The organism is Variovorax monticola, from assembly GCF_051216855.1.
GTDB lineage: Bacteria > Pseudomonadota > Gammaproteobacteria > Burkholderiales > Burkholderiaceae_C > Variovorax.
Genome location: NZ_JBPJZP010000004.1, coordinates 80813 through 97674, shown reverse-complemented (window position 1 = coordinate 97674; position 16862 = coordinate 80813). Strand labels below are relative to the sequence as shown.

The following is a 16862-nucleotide window of genomic DNA, read 5'->3' as shown; positions in this document are numbered from 1 at the left end:
GCGGTCACAGGGTATCCAAGAAGGCCCCGTGCACGCAATGGGCCCCGATGCCAATTCCGTGCCACCGCGCGGGCGCTGCCTACAATTCCGGCCATGCAAATCACCCCGATCGAGTTTCGCGGCCAGCCCGCATTGCGCGTTGCAGGCCCCGACGAAAGCACCCTCACCGTCGCTTTGCATGGCGCGCAAGTGCTCTCCTGGACCGCGGGCGACGGGGTGGAAAGGCTCTACCTGAGCCCTTCGGCGGTGTTCGACGGGCATACCGCCATCCGCGGCGGCGTACCCGTTTGCTGCCCCCAGTTCAACCAGCGCGGCATGTTGCCCAAGCATGGCTTCATGCGCAATTTGCCTTGGAAGCACGAGGCGTCGGACGCGCCCGATACGCTGCGCCTGACGCTGCGCGATTCAGACGCCACCCGCAAGCTCTGGCCGCACGCTTTCGAGGCGCAGCTCGAAGCCGCCCTGTCGCGCGGCCAGCTGCGCACGACGCTCACGCTGATCAACATCGACCGCGCGCCCTGGACCTTCACAGCGGCGCTGCACACCTACCTGCGCGTGGACGACATCGCCGATGTGCGGCTCGAAGGCCTGCAGGGTGCCAACCGCTGGGATTCGCTGCGCGACGACCGCCACGTGGAAACCGCGGCGGCGTTGCATTTCGATGCAGAGTTCGACAGCGTGTACGCCGCGCCCGCCCAGCCGCTGCGGCTCGTGCAGCCGGGCGGCAAGCTCGAGATTTCGCAAAGCGCGAGCTGCAGCGAAACGGTGGTGTGGAACCCCGGCGCGGTGCTCGGTGCGAAACTCGCCGACATGCCCGCGGACGGCTTTCGCCACATGCTGTGCGTGGAGGCCGCCCGCATCGACGAGCCCGTGCTGCTGGCGCCCGGCGCCCAATGGCAGGGCTGGCAACAGCTGCGCGTTCTCTGATTCATCCGGTTCTTTTTCTGGTCCACCCCATGCTTGCCAAACGCATCATTCCCTGCCTCGACGTCACCGGCGGCCGTGTCGTCAAGGGTGTCAACTTTCTCGAACTGCGCGACGCGGGCGATCCGGTCGAGATTGCCGCACGCTACAACGCGCAAGGCGCCGACGAGCTCACCTTCCTCGACATCACCGCCACCAGCGACGGGCGTGACCTGATCCTTCCCATCATCGAGGCGGTGGCCTCGCAGGTCTTCATTCCGCTGACCGTGGGCGGCGGCGTGCGCACCGTGGCCGACGTGCGCCGGCTGCTCAACGCGGGCGCCGACAAGACCAGCTTCAACTCCGCCGCCATCGCCGACCCGAACGTGATCGACGCCGCCTCGCAGAAGTACGGCTCGCAGTGCATCGTGGTTGCCATCGACGCCAAGCGCCGCAGCCCCGAAGAGGCCGCTACCCGCGGTGCCGGCTGGGACGTGTACAGCCATGGCGGGCGCAAGAACACCGGCCTGGACGCCGTGGCGTGGGCCACCGAGATGGCGCGACGCGGCGCCGGCGAGATCCTGCTGACCAGCATGGACCGCGACGGCACCAAGAGCGGCTTCGACCTGGAGCTGACCCGCGCGGTGAGCAATGCGGTCAACGTGCCGGTGATCGCCTCGGGCGGCGTGGGCAGCCTGGACGACCTGGCCGACGGCATCCAGACCGGCGGCGCCGACGCGGTGCTGGCGGCCAGCATCTTCCACTACGGCGAGCACACCGTGGGCGAGGCCAAGGCCCGCATGGCCGCGCGGGGCATTCCCGTGCGGATCGATCGCTGAGCGAACGCCCCCGGGGCCGCGTTCGAACGCCCCTCAAGGGTCTTTTTCTATCCCCGACAATACCGCGATGAAATGGCTCGATGAAGTGAAGTGGGACGCGAACGGCCTGGTGCCGGTCATCGCGCAGGAGCAGGGCAGCAACGACGTCCTGATGTTCGCCTGGATGAACCGCGAGGCGCTCGAAAAGACCGCCGAGCTGGGCCGTGCGGTGTATTTCAGCCGCTCGCGCAACAAGCTGTGGTTCAAGGGCGAGGAGTCGGGCCACGTGCAGACCGTGCACGAGATCCGCCTGGACTGCGACAACGACGTGGTGCTGCTCAAGGTCACCCAGCTCGGCCACGAGCCCGGCATCGCCTGCCACACGGGGCGCCACAGCTGCTTCTTCAGCAAGTACGAAAAGGGTCAGTGGACGGTGGTCGAACCCGTGCTGAAAGACCCGGAGTCGATCTACAAATGACCGCCACGGTGAACAACCCCAGTCTTTCCTCGTCCGTCGATGCCCTGGCACGCCTGGCCGCCGTCATCGAGAGCCGCCTGCCCGCGAACGGCGGCGACCCCGAGAAGAGCTACGCCGCCCGGCTGCTGCACAAGGGCCCCGATGCCTTCCTGAAGAAGATCGGCGAGGAAGCCACCGAGGTCGTGATGGCCGCCAAGGACGCCGACCACGGTGGCGACCGCTCGAAAATAGTGAACGAAGTGGCCGACCTGTGGTTCCACACCATGGTGGCGCTGGCGCACTACGGTTTTTCGCCCGCCGACGTCACCGCGGAGCTCGAGCGCCGCGAGGGCACCAGCGGCATCGAGGAAAAGGCGCTGCGCAAGGTGCAGGCCCGCGAGGCCGGCAACGGCAACGGTTAACGGTTGAAAGGACACCCCTCATGGCCAACGACATCGTGAACATGAAACCCGACGATTCCCTCAAGACCTGGGGCTGGGTGAGTTACATCCTCCACCTGATCGTGGCCATCGGCGCCGTCGTGCCGGGGGCGCAGGCCTCCGTGCTGCTGCTCCTGCTGGCGCTGGTGATCGACTTCGTGAAACGCGACGACGCAGCCGGCACCTGGCAGGCCTCGCATTTCAGCTGGCGCATCCGCTCGGTGCTGTGGGCCGGGTTGCTCTACATCGTGACGTCGTGGCTCTGGCTGCTCTTCTTCATCCCCGGCTGGATCGCCTGGAGCCTGATTTCGCTGTGGTTCCTGTACCGGATCGTGAAAGGCATGATCCGCATGAACGACAGCCGCCCCATGGAACCCCAAGATGTCATCTGACCCGAATTGCGTCTTCTGCAAGATCGTCGAAGGCAAGATCCCCTCGCGCAAGGTCTACGAAGACGACGACCTGTTCGCCTTTCACGACATCGCGCCCTGGGCGCCGGTGCATTTCATGATGGTGCCCAAAAAGCACATCGCCTCGATGGCGCAGCTCACGCCCGAGGACGCGGCGCTCATGGGCAAGATCATGACGCTGGCCCCCAGGCTGGCACTGGAGCAGGGCTGCAAGCCCTATCCGGAGGGCGGTTTCCGGGTGGTCGTGAACACCGGCAACGAGGGCGGGCAGGAGGTTCACCATCTCCATGTCCATGTCATGGGCGGTCCCCGGCCATGGCTTCGCGGCTGAGTACGCTTAAGCCAAACTGTCACATTTCGCCCGACTAAAATCGGACACATTCTTAGGAGTTCTCCATGGGTTCTTTTTCCATCTGGCACTGGCTGATCGTGCTGCTCGTCGTGGTCATGATCTTCGGCACCAAGAAGCTGCGCAACATGGGTTCGGACCTTGGCGGCGCCGTCAAGGGCTTCAAGGACGGCATGAAGGACGGCAGCGCCGACGCGCCCGCCGGCACTTCGGCACCCGCCCAGCAAGTGACCGGCCAGCCGGTCAACGACAAGTCGACCATCGACGTCGAAGCGCGTCAGAAGTCCTGAGCGCGGACCGCACGTGTTCGACCTCGGTATCGAGAAGCTGGCGATGATCGGCGTCGTGGCGCTGATCGTCATCGGTCCGGAAAAGCTGCCTCGCGTGGCGCGCACCGTGGGCACCCTGCTCGGCAAGGCGCAGCGCTACGTGAACGACGTCAAGTCCGAAGTCAACCGCTCGATGGAGCTCGACGAGCTCCGCAAGATGAAGACCACCGTGGAGGATGCGGCCCGCGACGTCGAGCACAGCATCCACACCGGCGCGAGCGACTTCGAGAAGCAGTTCAGCGGTTCGGGCGAAACACTCTCGGCGCTGGCCGAACCCGAGCCGCCCGCGCCGCCCGAATACAAGCATCCGCGCAAGAACTGGCGCCTGAAGCAGGGCGCCACGCCGCAGTGGTACAAGTCGCGCAACGGCGTGCGCACCAAGGCGCTGTCGGGCGCGGCACGGGTCGCCCGCTTCCGCCCGCACACGATCAACAAGATCAACTAGCGCACCCCCACCACCGCGTTCCCCGAGCGCCGCACGCCGGCCGACGTCACGCTATCTTCTTTTCCAATGGCCGATTCCGACAACAAGAACAACGACAAAGAAGACGAGCTGGCGGGCACCGAACAGCCGTTCGTGGCTCACCTGGTCGAGCTTCGCGACCGCCTGCTCTATTGCGTCTACGGCCTGGTGATCGCGGGCATCCTGCTGTCCATCTGGCCGGGCCCCGGCGGGCTGATCGACATCATCGCGATGCCGATCAAGGCGCACATGCCGCACGACGCGAAGCTGATCGCCATCGGTGTGTTCTCGCCGTTCTTCGTGCCGCTGAAGGTGTTGATGATGGCGGCCGTGCTACTGGCGCTGCCCTGGCTCATGTACCAGGCATGGATGTTCGTGGCGCCCGGGCTCTACAGTCATGAGCGCAAGTTCGCGCTGCCGCTGATCTTCTTCGGCAGCCTGCTGGCCTACAGCGGCATCGCCTTCGTGCAGCTGTTCGTGCTCGACAAGATGTTCAGCTTCATCCAGCGATTTGCGCCGGCCGCGGTGCAGGCGACGCCCGACATCTCTTCGTACGTCGAGGCCATCCTCTCGCTGTACATCGCCTTCGGCGTGGCTTTCCAGGTGCCGATCGTGGTGATGCTGCTGGTGCGCTTCGAGATGGTCACCATCGAGAAGCTGAAGTCTTTCCGCGGCTACTTCATCGTGGTGGCCTTCGTGGTGGCCGCCGTGCTGACGCCGCCCGACGTGGTGTCTCAACTGGCGCTGGCAGTGCCGATGTGCGTGCTCTACGAAGTCGGCATCCTGGGTGCCAAGTACTTCGCCAGGAGCGGCAGGAAGCCCGAAGAAGAGGAAAGCGCCGACTCGGCGCAGTCCTGATCGGTTGACCCGACCGGCCCGCCGGCCCGTTATTCGGGTTGTTGGGCGGGCACCTGCTTGACGGGGCTCTTCGGTCGCAGCCCCGGCGTCACATCCAGCTCCATCTTGTCGCTGCCGCGCTGCAACGCGAACCGTGAGGAGCTGCCGGGCTTCAGGCCCGCCACCGCGGTCAGCAGCGCCTGCACACTGTCCGTCTTCTTTTCGCCCACCGAGGTGATCACGTCACCCGGGCGAATGCCCGCCTTGGCGGCCGGGCCGTTCTGCAGCACGCCGGTGATGATGACGCCCGCATCCGCCTTCACGCCGAAGGTCTCGGCCAGTTCGGGCGACAGTTCGTTCGGCTCCACGCCGATCCAGCCGCGGCGCACCTGACCGTCCTTGACGATCCCCTCGAGCACGATCTTGGCCATCGACACCGGAATGGCGAAGCCGATGCCCATGCTGCCGCCCGAGCGCGAGTAGATGGCGGTATTGATGCCCTGCAGGTTGCCGTTGACGTCGATCAACGCGCCGCCCGAGTTGCCCGGGTTGATGGCCGCGTCGGTCTGGATGAAGTTCTCGAAGTTGTTGATGCCCAGCTGGTTGCGCCCCAGCGCCGAGACGATGCCGCTGGTCACCGTCTGCCCCACGCCGAACGGGTTGCCGATGGCCAGCACCTGGTCGCCCACCAGCAATGCATCGGAGTCGCCCAGCACGATCACGGGGAGCTTGTCGAGCTCGATCTTCAGCACGGCCAGGTCGGTGTCGGGGTCGGTGCCGATCACCTTGCCGCGCGCGTGGCGGCTGTCGTTCAACGTCACCTCGATCTCGTCGGCGCCCTCGACCACGTGGTTGTTGGTGAGGATGTAGCCGTCGGGGCTGACGATCACGCCGCTGCCCAGGCCCACCTGGGGCTGGTCGTCCTGGTCGCCGAAGAAGAAGCGGAACCAAGGGTCGTTGCTGCGCGGGTGGCGCTGCGCGGCCTTGCTGGTGTTGATGCTCACCACCGCGGGCGAGGCCTTCTTGGCCGGCACGCTCAGGCTGCCGGGCGCCGCGACGGCAGCGCCGCCCGTCGGCGCCTCCACGATGGACACCACGCCGCCCAGCGACGTCGAGCGCTTGTGGATCCACTCGGGCTTGAGCGTTGCAACGACGAAGTAGGCCGCCAGCAGGACGGTCACGGCTTGGGCAAAGAGCAGCCAGGTGCGTTTCATGAAAGATTGGAGAGAAAGACGGTCAAGGCTGCTTCGAGGCGCAGCAACGTTGTCAATTGTCTCCCAATCGTGCGCGCCGGAGACCGCACTGCCAGGTCGAAGAGGGGGCTGTTGGCCGACACATGGCACCCACGCGCTGCGTGGCGTAAGGCCCGGCGCACCGGCGCGGCTTGCCGAGGCGGCGCGACAATGTCGCGATGAGCACCACCCGCCACGAATTGCTTCACGCATTCGACCTGCTGCTGGCCCCCGGCCGCTTCAAGGACTACGGACCCAACGGCCTGCAGGTCGAGGGCCGCACCGTGGTCCGCAAGATCGTCTCGGGCGTCACCGCCAGCCGCGCGTTGATCGAGGCCGCGATCCACGCCGAGGCCGACGCCATCTTCGTTCACCACGGCCTGTTCTGGCGCGGCCAGGACGGGCGCGTCACCGGCTGGATGAAGCAGCGCCTGGGCCTGCTGCTGGGCGCCGACGTCAACCTGTTCGCCTACCACCTGCCGCTGGACGCCCATCCGGAACTCGGCAACAACGCACAGCTCGGGCTGCAGCTGGGGCTCGTGGCGCACGCCGGCGCTGGCGGGCGCTTCGGCGAGCAGGAACTCGGCTTTCTGGGCACCCAGGAAAGCGGCGCGGGCTTTGCCGATGCCCGAGCGCTCGCCACGCACGTCGAATCGGTGCTGAAAAGGCCGGTAACGCTCGTCGATAATGCATATCGCGCTATTAAAAACATAGCGTGGTGCACAGGCGGCGCGCAAGGCTACTTCGAGGCCGCCATCGCCGCAGGCGCGGACGCCTTCCTCACCGGCGAGATCTCCGAGCCGCAGGCCCACTACGCACGCGAGATGGGCGTCGCCTACCTGGCCTGCGGGCATCACGCCACCGAGCGCTACGGCGCCCAGGCGGTGGCCGGGCACGTGGCGGCGCAGCTCGGGCTGGTGCACGAATTCATCGACATCGACAACCCCGCATGAACGACGCCATCGCCATCACCCTGGGCGACCCCGCGGGCATCGGCCCCGAGATCATCGTCAAGGCCTTCCGCGACGCGCCCGAGGCCACGCGCGGCGCCTTCGTCGCGGGCGATGTGGGCACCGTGCGCCGGGCCTCGCAGGCGCTCGCCGCGCCGGGGCAGCCGGCCTGGCCGGTGCTCGAGATCGCGTCGGTCGCCGAGGCCGCCACCGTGCCGCCGCGTTGCATCCCGGTGCTGCAGGTGGTCGCTGCGCCGTCGCACGTCGAACAGGGCCGCATCAGCGCGGAGGCCGGCCGCGTGGCGGGCGAATGCGTAGTGTGGGCCGCGCGGGCTGCGCTGCGCGGCGAGATCGGCGCCATCGTCACCGCGCCGCTGCACAAAGAAGCGCTGTCCGCCGCGGGCTTTCCGTACCCCGGCCACACCGAGCTGCTGCAGGCCGAGGCGGCCGCGCACCTGGGGCGCACCGTGGCCGAGGTGCCTGTACGCATGATGCTGGCCAACGACGAGCTGCGCACCGTGCTCGTCAGCATCCACATGTCGCTGCGCCACGCCATCGAGGCGGTGCGCTTCGAGGGCGTGCTCGACACGCTGCGCATCACGCACCGCGCGCTGAGCCATGCGCTGGGCCGCGTGCCGCGCATCGGCGTGGCGGGCCTTAACCCGCATGCGGGGGAGGGCGGCCTGTTCGGCTCGGAAGAGCGCGAGATCATTGCGCCGGCCATCGAGGCGGCGCGCGCCGAAGGCATCGACGCCCGCGGACCTCATGCGCCCGACACGGTCTTCATGCGCGCGCGCGCCAAGGCCGGCGTGCCGTCCAGCGGCGAGTTCGACGTGGTGGTGGCGATGTACCACGACCAGGGCCTGATCCCGGTCAAGTACCTGGGCGTGGAGAAGGGCGTGAACGTGACGCTGGGCCTGCCGCTGGTGCGCACCAGCCCCGACCACGGCACCGCGTTCGACATCGCGGGCACGGGGCGGGCCGATGCGTCCAGCCTCGTCGAGGCGCTGCGCATGGCCAGGGTGCTCAAGGGCGCGTGAACGGCGCCCGGGCTACCTGAAGGCGCCTGAATGCGCCTTCGTGCTCAAGGACGTTGCTTGAGGCTGTCGCGAATCTCGCGCAGCAGCACCACGTCTTCAGGCGTGGCGGGTGCCGCGGCCGGTTCGTCGTTGCGCTTCAGGCGGTTGATCTGCTTGACCATCATGAAGATGATGAAAGCCAGGATCACGAAGTTGACCGCGATGGTGATGAAGTTACCGTAGGCCAGCACCGGCACGCCGGCCTTCTTCAGGTCGGCCAGCGTGTTCGCCACGCCGGGCGGTGCGGTGCCCAGCACCACGAAGAGGTTCGAGAAGTCGAGCCTGCCGAACACCAGGCCCACGATCGGCATGATGATGTCGGCCACGAGCGAGTCGACGATCTTGCCGAACGCGCCGCCAATGATCACGCCCACCGCGAGGTCGATCACATTGCCCTTGACGGCAAATTCCTTGAATTCACTGACGATGCTCATGATTCAAATGGCTGCTTGAGCTTTGCTTGTTGAGGGAAGGCCGAGTATGCCCGCGATCGGCTGTTTGTCATCCGGTTGCGCGGCCACATCGATGTGCGCGGCCGGCAGCCCCGCGCGGCTGCGCGCGGCAATCTGCCTGAATCCGTCCTCGAGATGCCGCACGAAGCGCGGCGTGTCGAAGTAGCCGCGGCGCGCGTCCTTGGCCTGCGCGAGGCGTGCGCGCAGCGCCGCGAGTTCGCCGCGGTGCGTGGCGAAGTGAACGGCCTTGCGCACGTAGTCGGCGTGGTCCGTGGCCACCAGTTCGGACAGGCCGATGGCATGCAGCAGGCTGCCCGCCATGCGCGACACCATGGTCGTGCCCGTGAGCGCCAGCAGCGGCACGCCCGACCACAGCACGTCGTTCGCGGTCGCGCCGCTGCTGTAGGGGAAGGTGTCGATGAACAGGTCGGCCAGGCCGATGCGCGCCAGGTGCTGCTCGACCGGCATGCGCGGCGACACGATCAGCCGGCCGCTCGCCAGGCCCGCCCGCTCCCAGTGCGCGCGCAGGTTGTGCTCGAAGCCCTCGGGCCCCTGCGCCAGCCACAGCACCGCGTGCGGAATGCCCTGCACGATGCGCACCCAGGCGTCGAAGGTCTCGGGCTGGATCTTGAAAGACTGCGAGAAGTTGCACAGCACGAAGGCGTCTTCGGGCAGGCCGTGGTCGGCGCGCGTGGCCTGGCGTGCATTGACCGGACGCTGCGTGTCGATCACCTGGAAGGTCTCGGGCAGGCGCAGCAGCTTTTCGGTGTAGCAGTCTTCCGTGCCGGGCGGCGCGAGAAAGTTGTCGGACACCAGGTAGTCGTAGCTGGGTGTGCCGCTGGTGCCCATGTAGCCCAGCCACATGATCTGCGCGGGCGCCGCGCGGCAGGCCATCAGCTGCGGCCGGGCGCCGCGCGTGTCGCCCGACAGGTCGATCAGGATGTCGATCTCGTCCTCGCGGATGCGCTCGGCCATCTGCTGGATCGACTGCCCCTGCAGGTCGACGAAGTGCTCGGCCGATGCGGCGATGCGCGTGCGCGCCGGATGCCCGTCGTCGGGGCCGTAGGAGTAGACGAACACCTCGAACGCATGGCGGTCGTGCAGGCCGAAGAGCTCCGCCGTCAGGTGGGCCACGGGATGGTTGCGAAAGTCGAACGAGTAGTAGCCCACGCGGATGCGCGGCGCCGTGCGCCGCGTGGCGGCATCGGCGAAGGGCCTGATGCCCAGGTTCGCGTCGGCCAGCGTCGCCGAACGCTGCGTCCAGGTTTTCAGGCGCTTCGCGTCGTCGTAGTTCGACATGAGGATGAACGACGACACGGTCTGTTCGTTGCCGGGGTTGTCCAGGTGCGCGGCGATGCGCTCGCGCAGTTCGGGCACGCCCTCCCAGCGTGCGATGTGGGTCTTTTCGCCCAGCATCCACACCATGGCCGGCATGAAGTCGGGGTCGTCGCGCAGGCACTGCTCGAACTCCGCGATGGCCGCCTCCGACTGCCCGGCCATCACGTAGGTCACGCCCAGGTTGCAGCGCGCGAGCACCTGGCGCGGATGCAGTGCCAGCGCTTTCCTGAGCACCTCGATGGCCGCGTCGTAGTGGCCCTGGCGGAAGTTCGTGGCGCCCAGGTTGTTGAGCAGCGCCTCCTGTTCGGGCATGGACTCCAGCGCCAGCCGGTACAGCTCCGCCGATTCGGCGAAGCGCATGGCCGCGCCTTCGAGCGTGGCGCATACGCCGTAGAGCGCGGCCATGGCGTCGGGCTCGGCCAGCGCGCGGGCGCGCACCTCGGGCGTTGCATGGCGCATGGCGCGCTGCATGGGCGCCACTGCGTCGTCGTGGCGGCCGCAATGGACCAGCGCGCGCGCCAGCAGGCAGGCCGCTTCGACGTCGCAGGGGTCTGCCTGGGCTTGCTCCAGCGATGCCAGTGCGCCTTGCCAGTCGTGCTGGTGCGCGCGGATCTTGCCGATGTTCTTGTGCGCGGTGAGGTAGCCCGGGTCGAGCGCCAGCGCCCGGGCGAACTGCGCGACGGCTTCTTCGAAGCGGTCTTGTTCCATGTCGATCGCGCCGGCGTTGTTCCAGGCCGCGGGCGCCTGCGGCGCAAGCCGCGTGGCCTCGGCCGCGGCTTCGCGGGCATGGCGGAACTTCTTCTGCTGGCGGTACACCGCCGACAGGTTGACGTAGGCCTCGGGGTAGTTCGGGAGCGCCTTGATCGCGCGGCGCAGGTCCTGCTGCGATTCGGCCAGCAGCCCCATGTGCATCAGGATCGTGGCGCGGGTGTTGAAGTAGAAGGGGTGCGGCGAACTGGCGATCGCTCGGTTCACCCAGTTCAGCGCCAGCTTCGGCCGGCCTTGCCGCCACAGCGCCTCGCCCGTGAGGTGCAGCGCATCGGCATGTTCCGGAAAGCGCGAGAGCAGCACTTCGTACACCTGCAGCGCCTCCGGGATGCGGCTCGCCCGGTGCAGCGCCAGCCCCTGTTCCAGCAGGTGGCCGGCATCTTCGGCCGGCGCCATGGGCGCGGGGGCGGGAGAGGTTGAGTTCATGAAGCCGCGTGTGAACGGGTCAGGAGGCCGTCGAGCAAAGCCCGGCTTCAGTCCAAGGCAGGCAAGGCATGCAAAGGCAAGAAAACCGCCCGGCCAGTATAGGGGCCGGTCGTTCGTTTTCAGCCGCTGGCGGGTCCGCGGAGCAGGGGCTTCGCGGACCGCCGCGCATCACCAGGACCAGGACGCGCCGATGCCGCCGCCGACCTTGCCGTTGTTGCCGCTGCCGAAGTTGACCTTGAGCTGTGCGGACTCCCCGATGCGAAAGCTCGCCGCCGCTGCAACCGCCGAGCGCCCATCGTACGAACCCACGCCCACGCCCACACCGAAGTTCTTGCCCGCCTCCAGCGCCGGGACCGAGGCGGCAGCCAGCGCAATGGCCGCGCCGGTGCTGCCTGTCTTGCGCACATCCTGCACTTCGCTGCGGACCTGGTTCAGCTGCGAGATGTTCGCGGCGTCGGTGGGCAGCACGCCGGGTGCCACGTTCTGCACGCGTCCGTTGGCGACCACGCCGTTGCCCGCGGTGATCGTGCCGCCCGCGCTCACGTTGCCCGTCACGTTGACGGTGCCGGCGTTCAGCGTCGTGACATTGCCCGTCACTGCGTTGATGGTGGCGATGTTGCCAGTCTGCGTGTTCAGCACCGTGATATTGCCGTTGGCCGCCGTGATCGTCTGGAAGTTGCCGGTGGTGGCATTGACCGTGCTGGCGTTCACCGTGGTTGCGTTCACCGTGCCGGCGTTCACCGTGCCGGCGCTCACCGTCGTGACGCTCATGGCGTTGGCGGTCAGGGCGTTGAGGGTGGCGCTGGCGGCGGACAGGTTGGTGGTCGAAGCGTTGGTCGACGTCAGGTTGTTGACGGTGCCGCTGGACGCCGACAGGTTCGACGTGGTGACGTTGGTGGTGCTCAGCGTGTTGATCGTGCCGGTGGTGGCCGACAGGCTGGACGTCGTGATGTCGGTGGCGTTCAGCGTGGCGATGTTGCCGGTGGTCGCGTTGAGGGTCGTGGCGTTCGCCGTGGTCGCATTCAGCGTCGTGGCATTCGCGGTCGTCGCGTTGACGGTCGTCGAACTGAGCGCGCGAATCGTGCCAGCGGTCGCAGTCACGGTGTTGGCGTTGACGGCGCCGATGTTCCCGGTCGTTGCGTTGAGGGTCGTGGCGTTCGCCGTGGTCGCATTCAGCGTCGTGGCATTCGCGGTCGTCGCGTTGACGGTCGTCGAGCTGAGCGAGCGGATCGTGCCAGCGGTCGCAGTCACGGTGTTGGCGTTGACGGTGCCGATGTTGCCGGTCGTTGCGTTGAGGGTCGTGGCGTTCGCCGTGGTCGCATTCAGCGTCGTGGCATTCGCGGTCGTCGCGTTGACGGTCGTCGAGCTGAGCGAGCGGATCGTGCCAGCGGTCGCAGTCACGGTATTCGCATTGACGGCACCGATGTTGCCGGTGGTCGCATTCAGCGTCGTGGCGTTTGCGGTCGTCGCGTTGACGGTCGTCGAGCTGAGCGCGCGGATCGTGCCTGCGGTCGCGGTCACGGTGTTGGCATTGACGGCGCCGATGTTGCCGGTGGTCGCATTCAGCGTCGTGGCATTCGCGGTCGTCGCGTTGACGGTCGTCGAGCTGAGCGCGCGGATCGTGCCCGCGGTCGCGGTCACGGTGCTGGCATTGACGGCGCCGATGTTGCCGGTCGTCGCGTTGAGCGTGGTCGCGTTCAAGGTCGTGATGCTGGCAGCCGTGGCGCTCAGCGCGTTGGTGTTGATGCCGCCCGGGGCATTCAGCAGGGTGCCGTTGTTGCCGGGGTTGGGGTTGGCACCGACGTTGCCGGCGTTGACGGTCTGTCCGCCGATCGTGACCTGTGCATGTGCCACCGGCAGCGTCATTACATAGCCGGCACCCACCAGCACCGACGCAAGCAGGCGGCCGACACCCGAGTGGCGAGCGATGGAAGACGGGTGGGAAGCAGAGCGCCTGGGTGTAGTCATCTGAAAATTTCTTCCTTGAAGGATCGTTTGCACTGGTCGACTTCCAGGCGATTCGCCAAGGGAGTCGGAGGTGGGTTTCATTGCGTTACCCCATGCAACCGATGCTAGGAATCCGGTCCGTTGCTGAACATCACCGGGATCCGTAGTTCTGGACCGATGCGCATCGCACGACGGCGCATGTGCAGACCAATCGAATGCCCGAAGACCCAATGCCCATGCGGCTTTGCAGCCATCGCGCACCACGCGCTCCCAGGTCGCGGCATGCGGTTTCGGGCGCGCGTGGCGTGTCGCGCTGCTACGTAACACACGCAGAAACGCGCACGTAACAACGACGCAAAAACAGCCCTTCGGTGGCCGCATCCGAGCGCTGTCTTTCAGGTGTCCAGCGGCAGATTCCCCAATGAAATCAAAGTGCTACAGCGTTTGCGCCCCTCGGCGCCGCGATGCCGGCGCGCGTGGGCATCGTTCCTGCGGTATCTGAAACGAAAGTCAACAGTTCGAGGCTGCCTGTAGGTAGCCCGAAAGCCGCAGGAGCATCGCGTGATCAATTTGTTATCGAGCATCGCCAGCAGTGCACGAAGCGCGGACACCGTCCGTCGCATCGACCGGGGAGTGCCGTCATGGAAATGACGCTCCAGTACGCCGCTGCTCGGCCCGCGCTGTCGATCGCGCAGTTGTACGGCGGCGTGTTCCATGCCGCGCTCGTGGTCGCCGACGATGCGCAGGTGGCCGACCGCATGCGGCGCATTCTTGCGGAGCTCGCGCCGCATCGTCGCGTGGTCGTCGCGTCGGGCCGTGCCGAGGCGCTCAACCTGCTGGCCGCCTTGCCCTACGACCTGCTGCTGGTCGACATGCAACTGCCGGGCAGGGACGGCGTGGCGCTGCTCAACCATGTGCGCCAGCACCATGCGCGCATCGAGAGCATCGGCATGTCCGCACAGGACGACGCCGAACTGGTCAGCGCCGCGATCGCCGCGGGTGCCATCGGCTACCTGCTGACCGAGACCGACGACTTCGAGCTGTCCTACCTGTTGCGTTCGATCGAGCGCGGCGGCTCGCCGATGGACTCGCGCATCGCGCGGCGCATCGTCGGGTCGATTGCCGCGTCGGCGAGAACGCGCAGCATCGAACCCATCCGCGTGCAGGCACCGCCGCCCGGGGCCGCGCAACCGGCCGGCAAATCAGGGCCTGGACTGCTGTCGCCGCGGGAACTCAAGGTGCTGCGGCTGATCGCACAGGGCTGGAGCAATCGGCAGATCGCGGAGGCGGTCTACCTGTCGGTCAACACCATCGAGTTTCACGCCAAGAGCATCTATCGCAAGCTGTCCGTCAAGTCGCGGACCCAGGCCGTGCACGAGGCGACCCAGCACGGTCTTCTGAACTGAAGTCCCCCTGGCGACAGCCTTTGTCGCCCTGCGGCGGGCGCCCCGCGAATGCGGCGCGCCCGGCCGCCGGCTGCCTGCCATGCGCATGGCCGCCATTGAATATCCCTTCGGCGCCCCGCTACAATCGCGGGTTGACCCCCCTGCTCCAGCGAAGAAGACAAGAGGATCCCCATGAGTGACATGACCTCCGGCTCGCCCCGGATCGACACCAGCAAGCGGACGTGGTTGATCGCATCCGGCTGTGCCGGCGTAGCAGGTGGCGTGGCCACCGCCATCCCCTTTGTGAGCACTTTCCAGCCGTCCGAGAAGGCCAAGGCCGCGGGCGCCGCGGTCGAGGTCGACATCGGCGGCCTCAAGGTCGGCGAGAAGATGACCGTCGAATGGCGCGGCAAGCCGGTCTGGATCCTCAAGCGCACGCCGGAGCAACTCGCCGAACTTCCCAAGCTGGACGGCCAGCTCGCCGACCCCCTCTCCAAGCGTCACCCCGACGAATTCACCCCCAAGTACGCGCAGAACGAGCACCGCTCGATCAAGCCCGACGTGCTGGTCGTGGTCGGCATCTGCACCCACCTGGGCTGCTCGCCCACCGACCGCTTCCAGGCCGGCCCGCAGCCCTCGCTGCCCGCCGACTGGGAAGGCGGCTTCCTCTGCCCTTGCCATGGTTCCACGTTCGACCTGGCCGGCCGAGTCTTCAAGAACAAGCCCGCGCCCGACAACCTGCCGGTGCCGCCGCACATGTACCTGTCGGACACCAAGCTCCTGATCGGTGAAGACTCCAAGAAGGCCTGAGGCAGAAGAACGACATGGCTGAATTCCACGATATCTCCCCCAATGCGCCCGCCGGCGCGAAGCTGCTCAACTGGGTCGACAACCGGTTCCCGCTGACCAAGCTCTGGAACGACCAGTGGGGCAAGTACTACGCGCCGAAGAACTTCAACTTCTGGTACATCTTCGGCTCGCTGGCCATGCTCGTGCTGGTGATCCAGATCGTCACCGGCATCTTCCTGGTGATGCACTACAAGCCCGACGCGACCCAGGCGTTCGCATCGGTCGAGTACATCATGCGCGACGTGCCGTGGGGCTGGCTCATCCGCTACATCCACTCGACGGGCGCCTCGGCGTTCTTCATCGTGGTGTACCTGCACATGTTCCGCGGCCTCATGTACGGCAGCTACCGCAAGCCCCGCGAGCTGATCTGGGTGTTCGGCTGCGCGATCTTCCTGTGCCTGATGGCCGAAGCCTTCATGGGCTACCTGCTGCCCTGGGGCCAGATGTCCTATTGGGGCGCCCAGGTCATCGTGAACCTGTTCGCCGCCATTCCGTTCATCGGTCCCGACCTGGCCCTGCTGATCCGCGGCGACTACGTGGTGAGCGACGCCACGCTGAACCGCTTCTTCAGCTTCCACGTGATCGCCGTGCCGCTGGTGCTGCTCGGCCTGGTGGTGGCCCACCTGATCGCGCTGCACGAAGTGGGTTCGAACAACCCCGACGGCATCGAGATCAAGGCCAACCGCGGGGCCGACGGCCATCCGGTCGACGGCATCCCGTCGCACCCGTACTACACGGTGCACGACATCTTCGGCGTGGTGGTGTTCCTGACGATCTTCTCGGCGGTGATCTTCTTCGCCCCTGAAGCCGGCGGGTATTTCCTCGAATACAACAACTTCATTCCGGCCGACTCGCTGAAGACGCCCAACCACATCGCCCCGGTGTGGTACTTCACCCCGTTCTATTCGATGCTGCGCGCGACCACCGACGACATGGTCAACGTGTTCGCGCTGATCATCGGCGCGGCCGCCATCTGGAACTTCGTCAAGGGCAAGTCGGGCACGGGCCTGAAGATCGCGGCCCTCGTCGTGGCCGCCGTGGTCATCTTCCTGCTCAAGAGCTTCGACGCCAAGTTCTGGGGCGTGGTGGTGATGGGCGGCTCGGTCATCATCCTGTTCTTCCTGCCGTGGCTGGACCACAGCGAAGTCAGGTCGATCCGCTACCGCCCGAGCTGGCACAAGTACGTGTACGGCGTGTTCGTGTTGTTCTTCCTGGTGCTGGGCTACCTCGGCATCCAGCCGCCCGGCGTCTGGGGCAACCTGGTCATCGGCTCTTTTGCCCTCGACATCGCCCAGACCATCTCGCAGATCGGCACCCTCTTCTACTTCGGCTTTTTCCTGCTGATGCCCTGGTGGAGCCGCAAGGGCGAATTCAAGCCCGTGCCCGAGCGCGTGGTTTTCGCCGCCCATTGAGACAAGCCGCCCCAAAGA

The 16862-nt window shown here is 66.8% G+C and carries 18 protein-coding genes; 14 read left to right on the top strand and 4 right to left on the bottom strand.

What is annotated here, in order from left to right:
* Window positions 1–93 precede the first annotated feature (93 nt).
* The 9 genes from ACSFA5_RS15100 to tatC all read left to right on the top strand — a co-directional run bounded on the left by ACSFA5_RS15100 (window position 94) and on the right by tatC (window position 5027).
* Window positions 94–927, top strand: coding sequence for a D-hexose-6-phosphate mutarotase (locus tag ACSFA5_RS15100; protein ID WP_435444858.1), 834 nt, complete (start codon window positions 94–96; stop codon window positions 925–927).
* A gap of 29 nt (window positions 928–956) precedes the next feature.
* Window positions 957–1742, top strand: coding sequence for an imidazole glycerol phosphate synthase subunit HisF (gene hisF, locus ACSFA5_RS15095; RefSeq protein WP_435444857.1), 786 nt, complete (start codon window positions 957–959; stop codon window positions 1740–1742).
* 67 nt (window positions 1743–1809) lie between these two features.
* A complete protein-coding gene (hisI, locus tag ACSFA5_RS15090; RefSeq protein WP_435444856.1) occupies window positions 1810–2199 on the top strand; it encodes a phosphoribosyl-AMP cyclohydrolase in 390 nt (129 codons plus the stop codon).
* Window positions 2196–2600: a phosphoribosyl-ATP diphosphatase gene (locus ACSFA5_RS15085; RefSeq protein WP_435444855.1), complete on the top strand. Its 405-nt coding sequence runs from the start codon at window positions 2196–2198 to the stop codon at window positions 2598–2600. Before hisI ends, ACSFA5_RS15085 begins: the two co-directional genes overlap by 4 nt.
* Window positions 2601–2620: 20 nt before the next feature.
* Window positions 2621–3010: a DUF4870 family protein gene (locus ACSFA5_RS15080; RefSeq protein WP_435444854.1), complete on the top strand. Its 390-nt coding sequence runs from the start codon at window positions 2621–2623 to the stop codon at window positions 3008–3010.
* Window positions 3000–3359 (top strand): histidine triad nucleotide-binding protein, encoded by a 360-nt coding sequence (locus ACSFA5_RS15075; protein ID WP_435444853.1) that lies wholly within the window; start codon window positions 3000–3002, stop codon window positions 3357–3359. Before ACSFA5_RS15080 ends, ACSFA5_RS15075 begins: the two co-directional genes overlap by 11 nt.
* Window positions 3360–3424: 65 nt before the next feature.
* Window positions 3425–3667, top strand: coding sequence for a Sec-independent protein translocase subunit TatA (tatA, locus tag ACSFA5_RS15070; RefSeq protein WP_116912174.1), 243 nt, complete (start codon window positions 3425–3427; stop codon window positions 3665–3667).
* A 13-nt stretch (window positions 3668–3680) separates the two neighbouring features.
* On the top strand, window positions 3681–4151 hold the full coding sequence (gene tatB / locus ACSFA5_RS15065; RefSeq protein WP_435444852.1) for a Sec-independent protein translocase protein TatB: 471 nt from the start codon (window positions 3681–3683) through the stop codon (window positions 4149–4151).
* 66 nt (window positions 4152–4217) lie between these two features.
* Window positions 4218–5027, top strand: a complete 810-nt coding sequence (gene tatC, locus ACSFA5_RS15060; protein ID WP_435444851.1) for a twin-arginine translocase subunit TatC — start codon at window positions 4218–4220, stop codon at window positions 5025–5027.
* A gap of 29 nt (window positions 5028–5056) precedes the next feature.
* Here the strand turns inward: tatC and ACSFA5_RS15055 are convergent, their stop codons facing one another.
* A complete protein-coding gene (locus tag ACSFA5_RS15055; RefSeq protein ID WP_435444850.1) occupies window positions 5057–6220 on the bottom strand; it encodes a trypsin-like peptidase domain-containing protein in 1164 nt (387 codons plus the stop codon).
* 197 nt (window positions 6221–6417) lie between these two features.
* Between ACSFA5_RS15055 and ACSFA5_RS15050 the strand changes: the two genes are divergently transcribed.
* Window positions 6418–7191: a Nif3-like dinuclear metal center hexameric protein gene (locus ACSFA5_RS15050; protein WP_435444849.1), complete on the top strand. Its 774-nt coding sequence runs from the start codon at window positions 6418–6420 to the stop codon at window positions 7189–7191.
* Window positions 7188–8228, top strand: coding sequence for a 4-hydroxythreonine-4-phosphate dehydrogenase PdxA (gene pdxA / locus ACSFA5_RS15045; protein WP_435444848.1), 1041 nt, complete (start codon window positions 7188–7190; stop codon window positions 8226–8228). Before ACSFA5_RS15050 ends, pdxA begins: the two co-directional genes overlap by 4 nt.
* A 44-nt stretch (window positions 8229–8272) precedes the next feature.
* On the opposite strand, the gene mscL is transcribed toward pdxA, so the two are convergent.
* The 3 genes from mscL to ACSFA5_RS15030 all read right to left on the bottom strand — a co-directional run bounded on the left by mscL (window position 8273) and on the right by ACSFA5_RS15030 (window position 13219).
* On the bottom strand, window positions 8273–8701 hold the full coding sequence (gene mscL, locus ACSFA5_RS15040; RefSeq protein ID WP_435444847.1) for a large conductance mechanosensitive channel protein MscL: 429 nt from the start codon (window positions 8699–8701) through the stop codon (window positions 8273–8275).
* A gap of 3 nt (window positions 8702–8704) precedes the next feature.
* On the bottom strand, window positions 8705–11251 hold the full coding sequence (locus ACSFA5_RS15035) for a tetratricopeptide repeat protein (protein ID WP_435444846.1): 2547 nt from the start codon (window positions 11249–11251) through the stop codon (window positions 8705–8707).
* A gap of 168 nt (window positions 11252–11419) precedes the next feature.
* Window positions 11420–13219: a beta strand repeat-containing protein gene (locus ACSFA5_RS15030; RefSeq protein ID WP_435444845.1), complete on the bottom strand. Its 1800-nt coding sequence runs from the start codon at window positions 13217–13219 to the stop codon at window positions 11420–11422.
* A gap of 620 nt (window positions 13220–13839) precedes the next feature.
* Here ACSFA5_RS15030 and ACSFA5_RS15025 point away from each other — a divergent pair.
* The 3 genes from ACSFA5_RS15025 (at window position 13840) to ACSFA5_RS15015 (ending at window position 16844) form a co-directional block, all read left to right on the top strand.
* Entirely contained in the window at window positions 13840–14604 is a 765-nt protein-coding gene (locus ACSFA5_RS15025) for a LuxR C-terminal-related transcriptional regulator (protein ID WP_435444844.1), read from the top strand.
* A 171-nt stretch (window positions 14605–14775) separates the two neighbouring features.
* Window positions 14776–15393, top strand: a complete 618-nt coding sequence (petA, locus tag ACSFA5_RS15020) for a ubiquinol-cytochrome c reductase iron-sulfur subunit (RefSeq protein WP_435444843.1) — start codon at window positions 14776–14778, stop codon at window positions 15391–15393.
* A 14-nt stretch (window positions 15394–15407) separates the two neighbouring features.
* Window positions 15408–16844, top strand: coding sequence for a cytochrome b (locus tag ACSFA5_RS15015; protein ID WP_435444842.1), 1437 nt, complete (start codon window positions 15408–15410; stop codon window positions 16842–16844).
* Window positions 16845–16862: the final 18 nt, after the last annotated feature.

What these genes read in the sequence shown, in the direction of transcription:
- ACSFA5_RS15100 (WP_435444858.1), top strand. Translation starts at nt 94, where the DNA reads ATGCAAATCACCCCGATCGAGTTTCGCGGCCAGCCCGCATTGCGCGTT.
- hisF (WP_435444857.1), top strand. Translation starts at nt 957, where the DNA reads ATGCTTGCCAAACGCATCATTCCCTGCCTCGACGTCACCGGCGGCCGT.
- hisI (WP_435444856.1), top strand. Translation starts at nt 1,810, where the DNA reads ATGAAATGGCTCGATGAAGTGAAGTGGGACGCGAACGGCCTGGTGCCG.
- ACSFA5_RS15085 (WP_435444855.1), top strand. Translation starts at nt 2,196, where the DNA reads ATGACCGCCACGGTGAACAACCCCAGTCTTTCCTCGTCCGTCGATGCC.
- ACSFA5_RS15080 (WP_435444854.1), top strand. Translation starts at nt 2,621, where the DNA reads ATGGCCAACGACATCGTGAACATGAAACCCGACGATTCCCTCAAGACC.
- ACSFA5_RS15075 (WP_435444853.1), top strand. Translation starts at nt 3,000, where the DNA reads ATGTCATCTGACCCGAATTGCGTCTTCTGCAAGATCGTCGAAGGCAAG.
- tatA (WP_116912174.1), top strand. Translation starts at nt 3,425, where the DNA reads ATGGGTTCTTTTTCCATCTGGCACTGGCTGATCGTGCTGCTCGTCGTG.
- tatC (WP_435444851.1), top strand. Translation starts at nt 4,218, where the DNA reads ATGGCCGATTCCGACAACAAGAACAACGACAAAGAAGACGAGCTGGCG.
- ACSFA5_RS15055 (WP_435444850.1), bottom strand. Translation starts at nt 6,220, where the DNA reads ATGAAACGCACCTGGCTGCTCTTTGCCCAAGCCGTGACCGTCCTGCTG.
- ACSFA5_RS15050 (WP_435444849.1), top strand. Translation starts at nt 6,418, where the DNA reads ATGAGCACCACCCGCCACGAATTGCTTCACGCATTCGACCTGCTGCTG.
- pdxA (WP_435444848.1), top strand. Translation starts at nt 7,188, where the DNA reads ATGAACGACGCCATCGCCATCACCCTGGGCGACCCCGCGGGCATCGGC.
- mscL (WP_435444847.1), bottom strand. Translation starts at nt 8,701, where the DNA reads ATGAGCATCGTCAGTGAATTCAAGGAATTTGCCGTCAAGGGCAATGTG.
- ACSFA5_RS15035 (WP_435444846.1), bottom strand. Translation starts at nt 11,251, where the DNA reads ATGAACTCAACCTCTCCCGCCCCCGCGCCCATGGCGCCGGCCGAAGAT.
- ACSFA5_RS15030 (WP_435444845.1), bottom strand. Translation starts at nt 13,219, where the DNA reads ATGACTACACCCAGGCGCTCTGCTTCCCACCCGTCTTCCATCGCTCGC.
- ACSFA5_RS15025 (WP_435444844.1), top strand. Translation starts at nt 13,840, where the DNA reads ATGGAAATGACGCTCCAGTACGCCGCTGCTCGGCCCGCGCTGTCGATC.
- petA (WP_435444843.1), top strand. Translation starts at nt 14,776, where the DNA reads ATGAGTGACATGACCTCCGGCTCGCCCCGGATCGACACCAGCAAGCGG.
- ACSFA5_RS15015 (WP_435444842.1), top strand. Translation starts at nt 15,408, where the DNA reads ATGGCTGAATTCCACGATATCTCCCCCAATGCGCCCGCCGGCGCGAAG.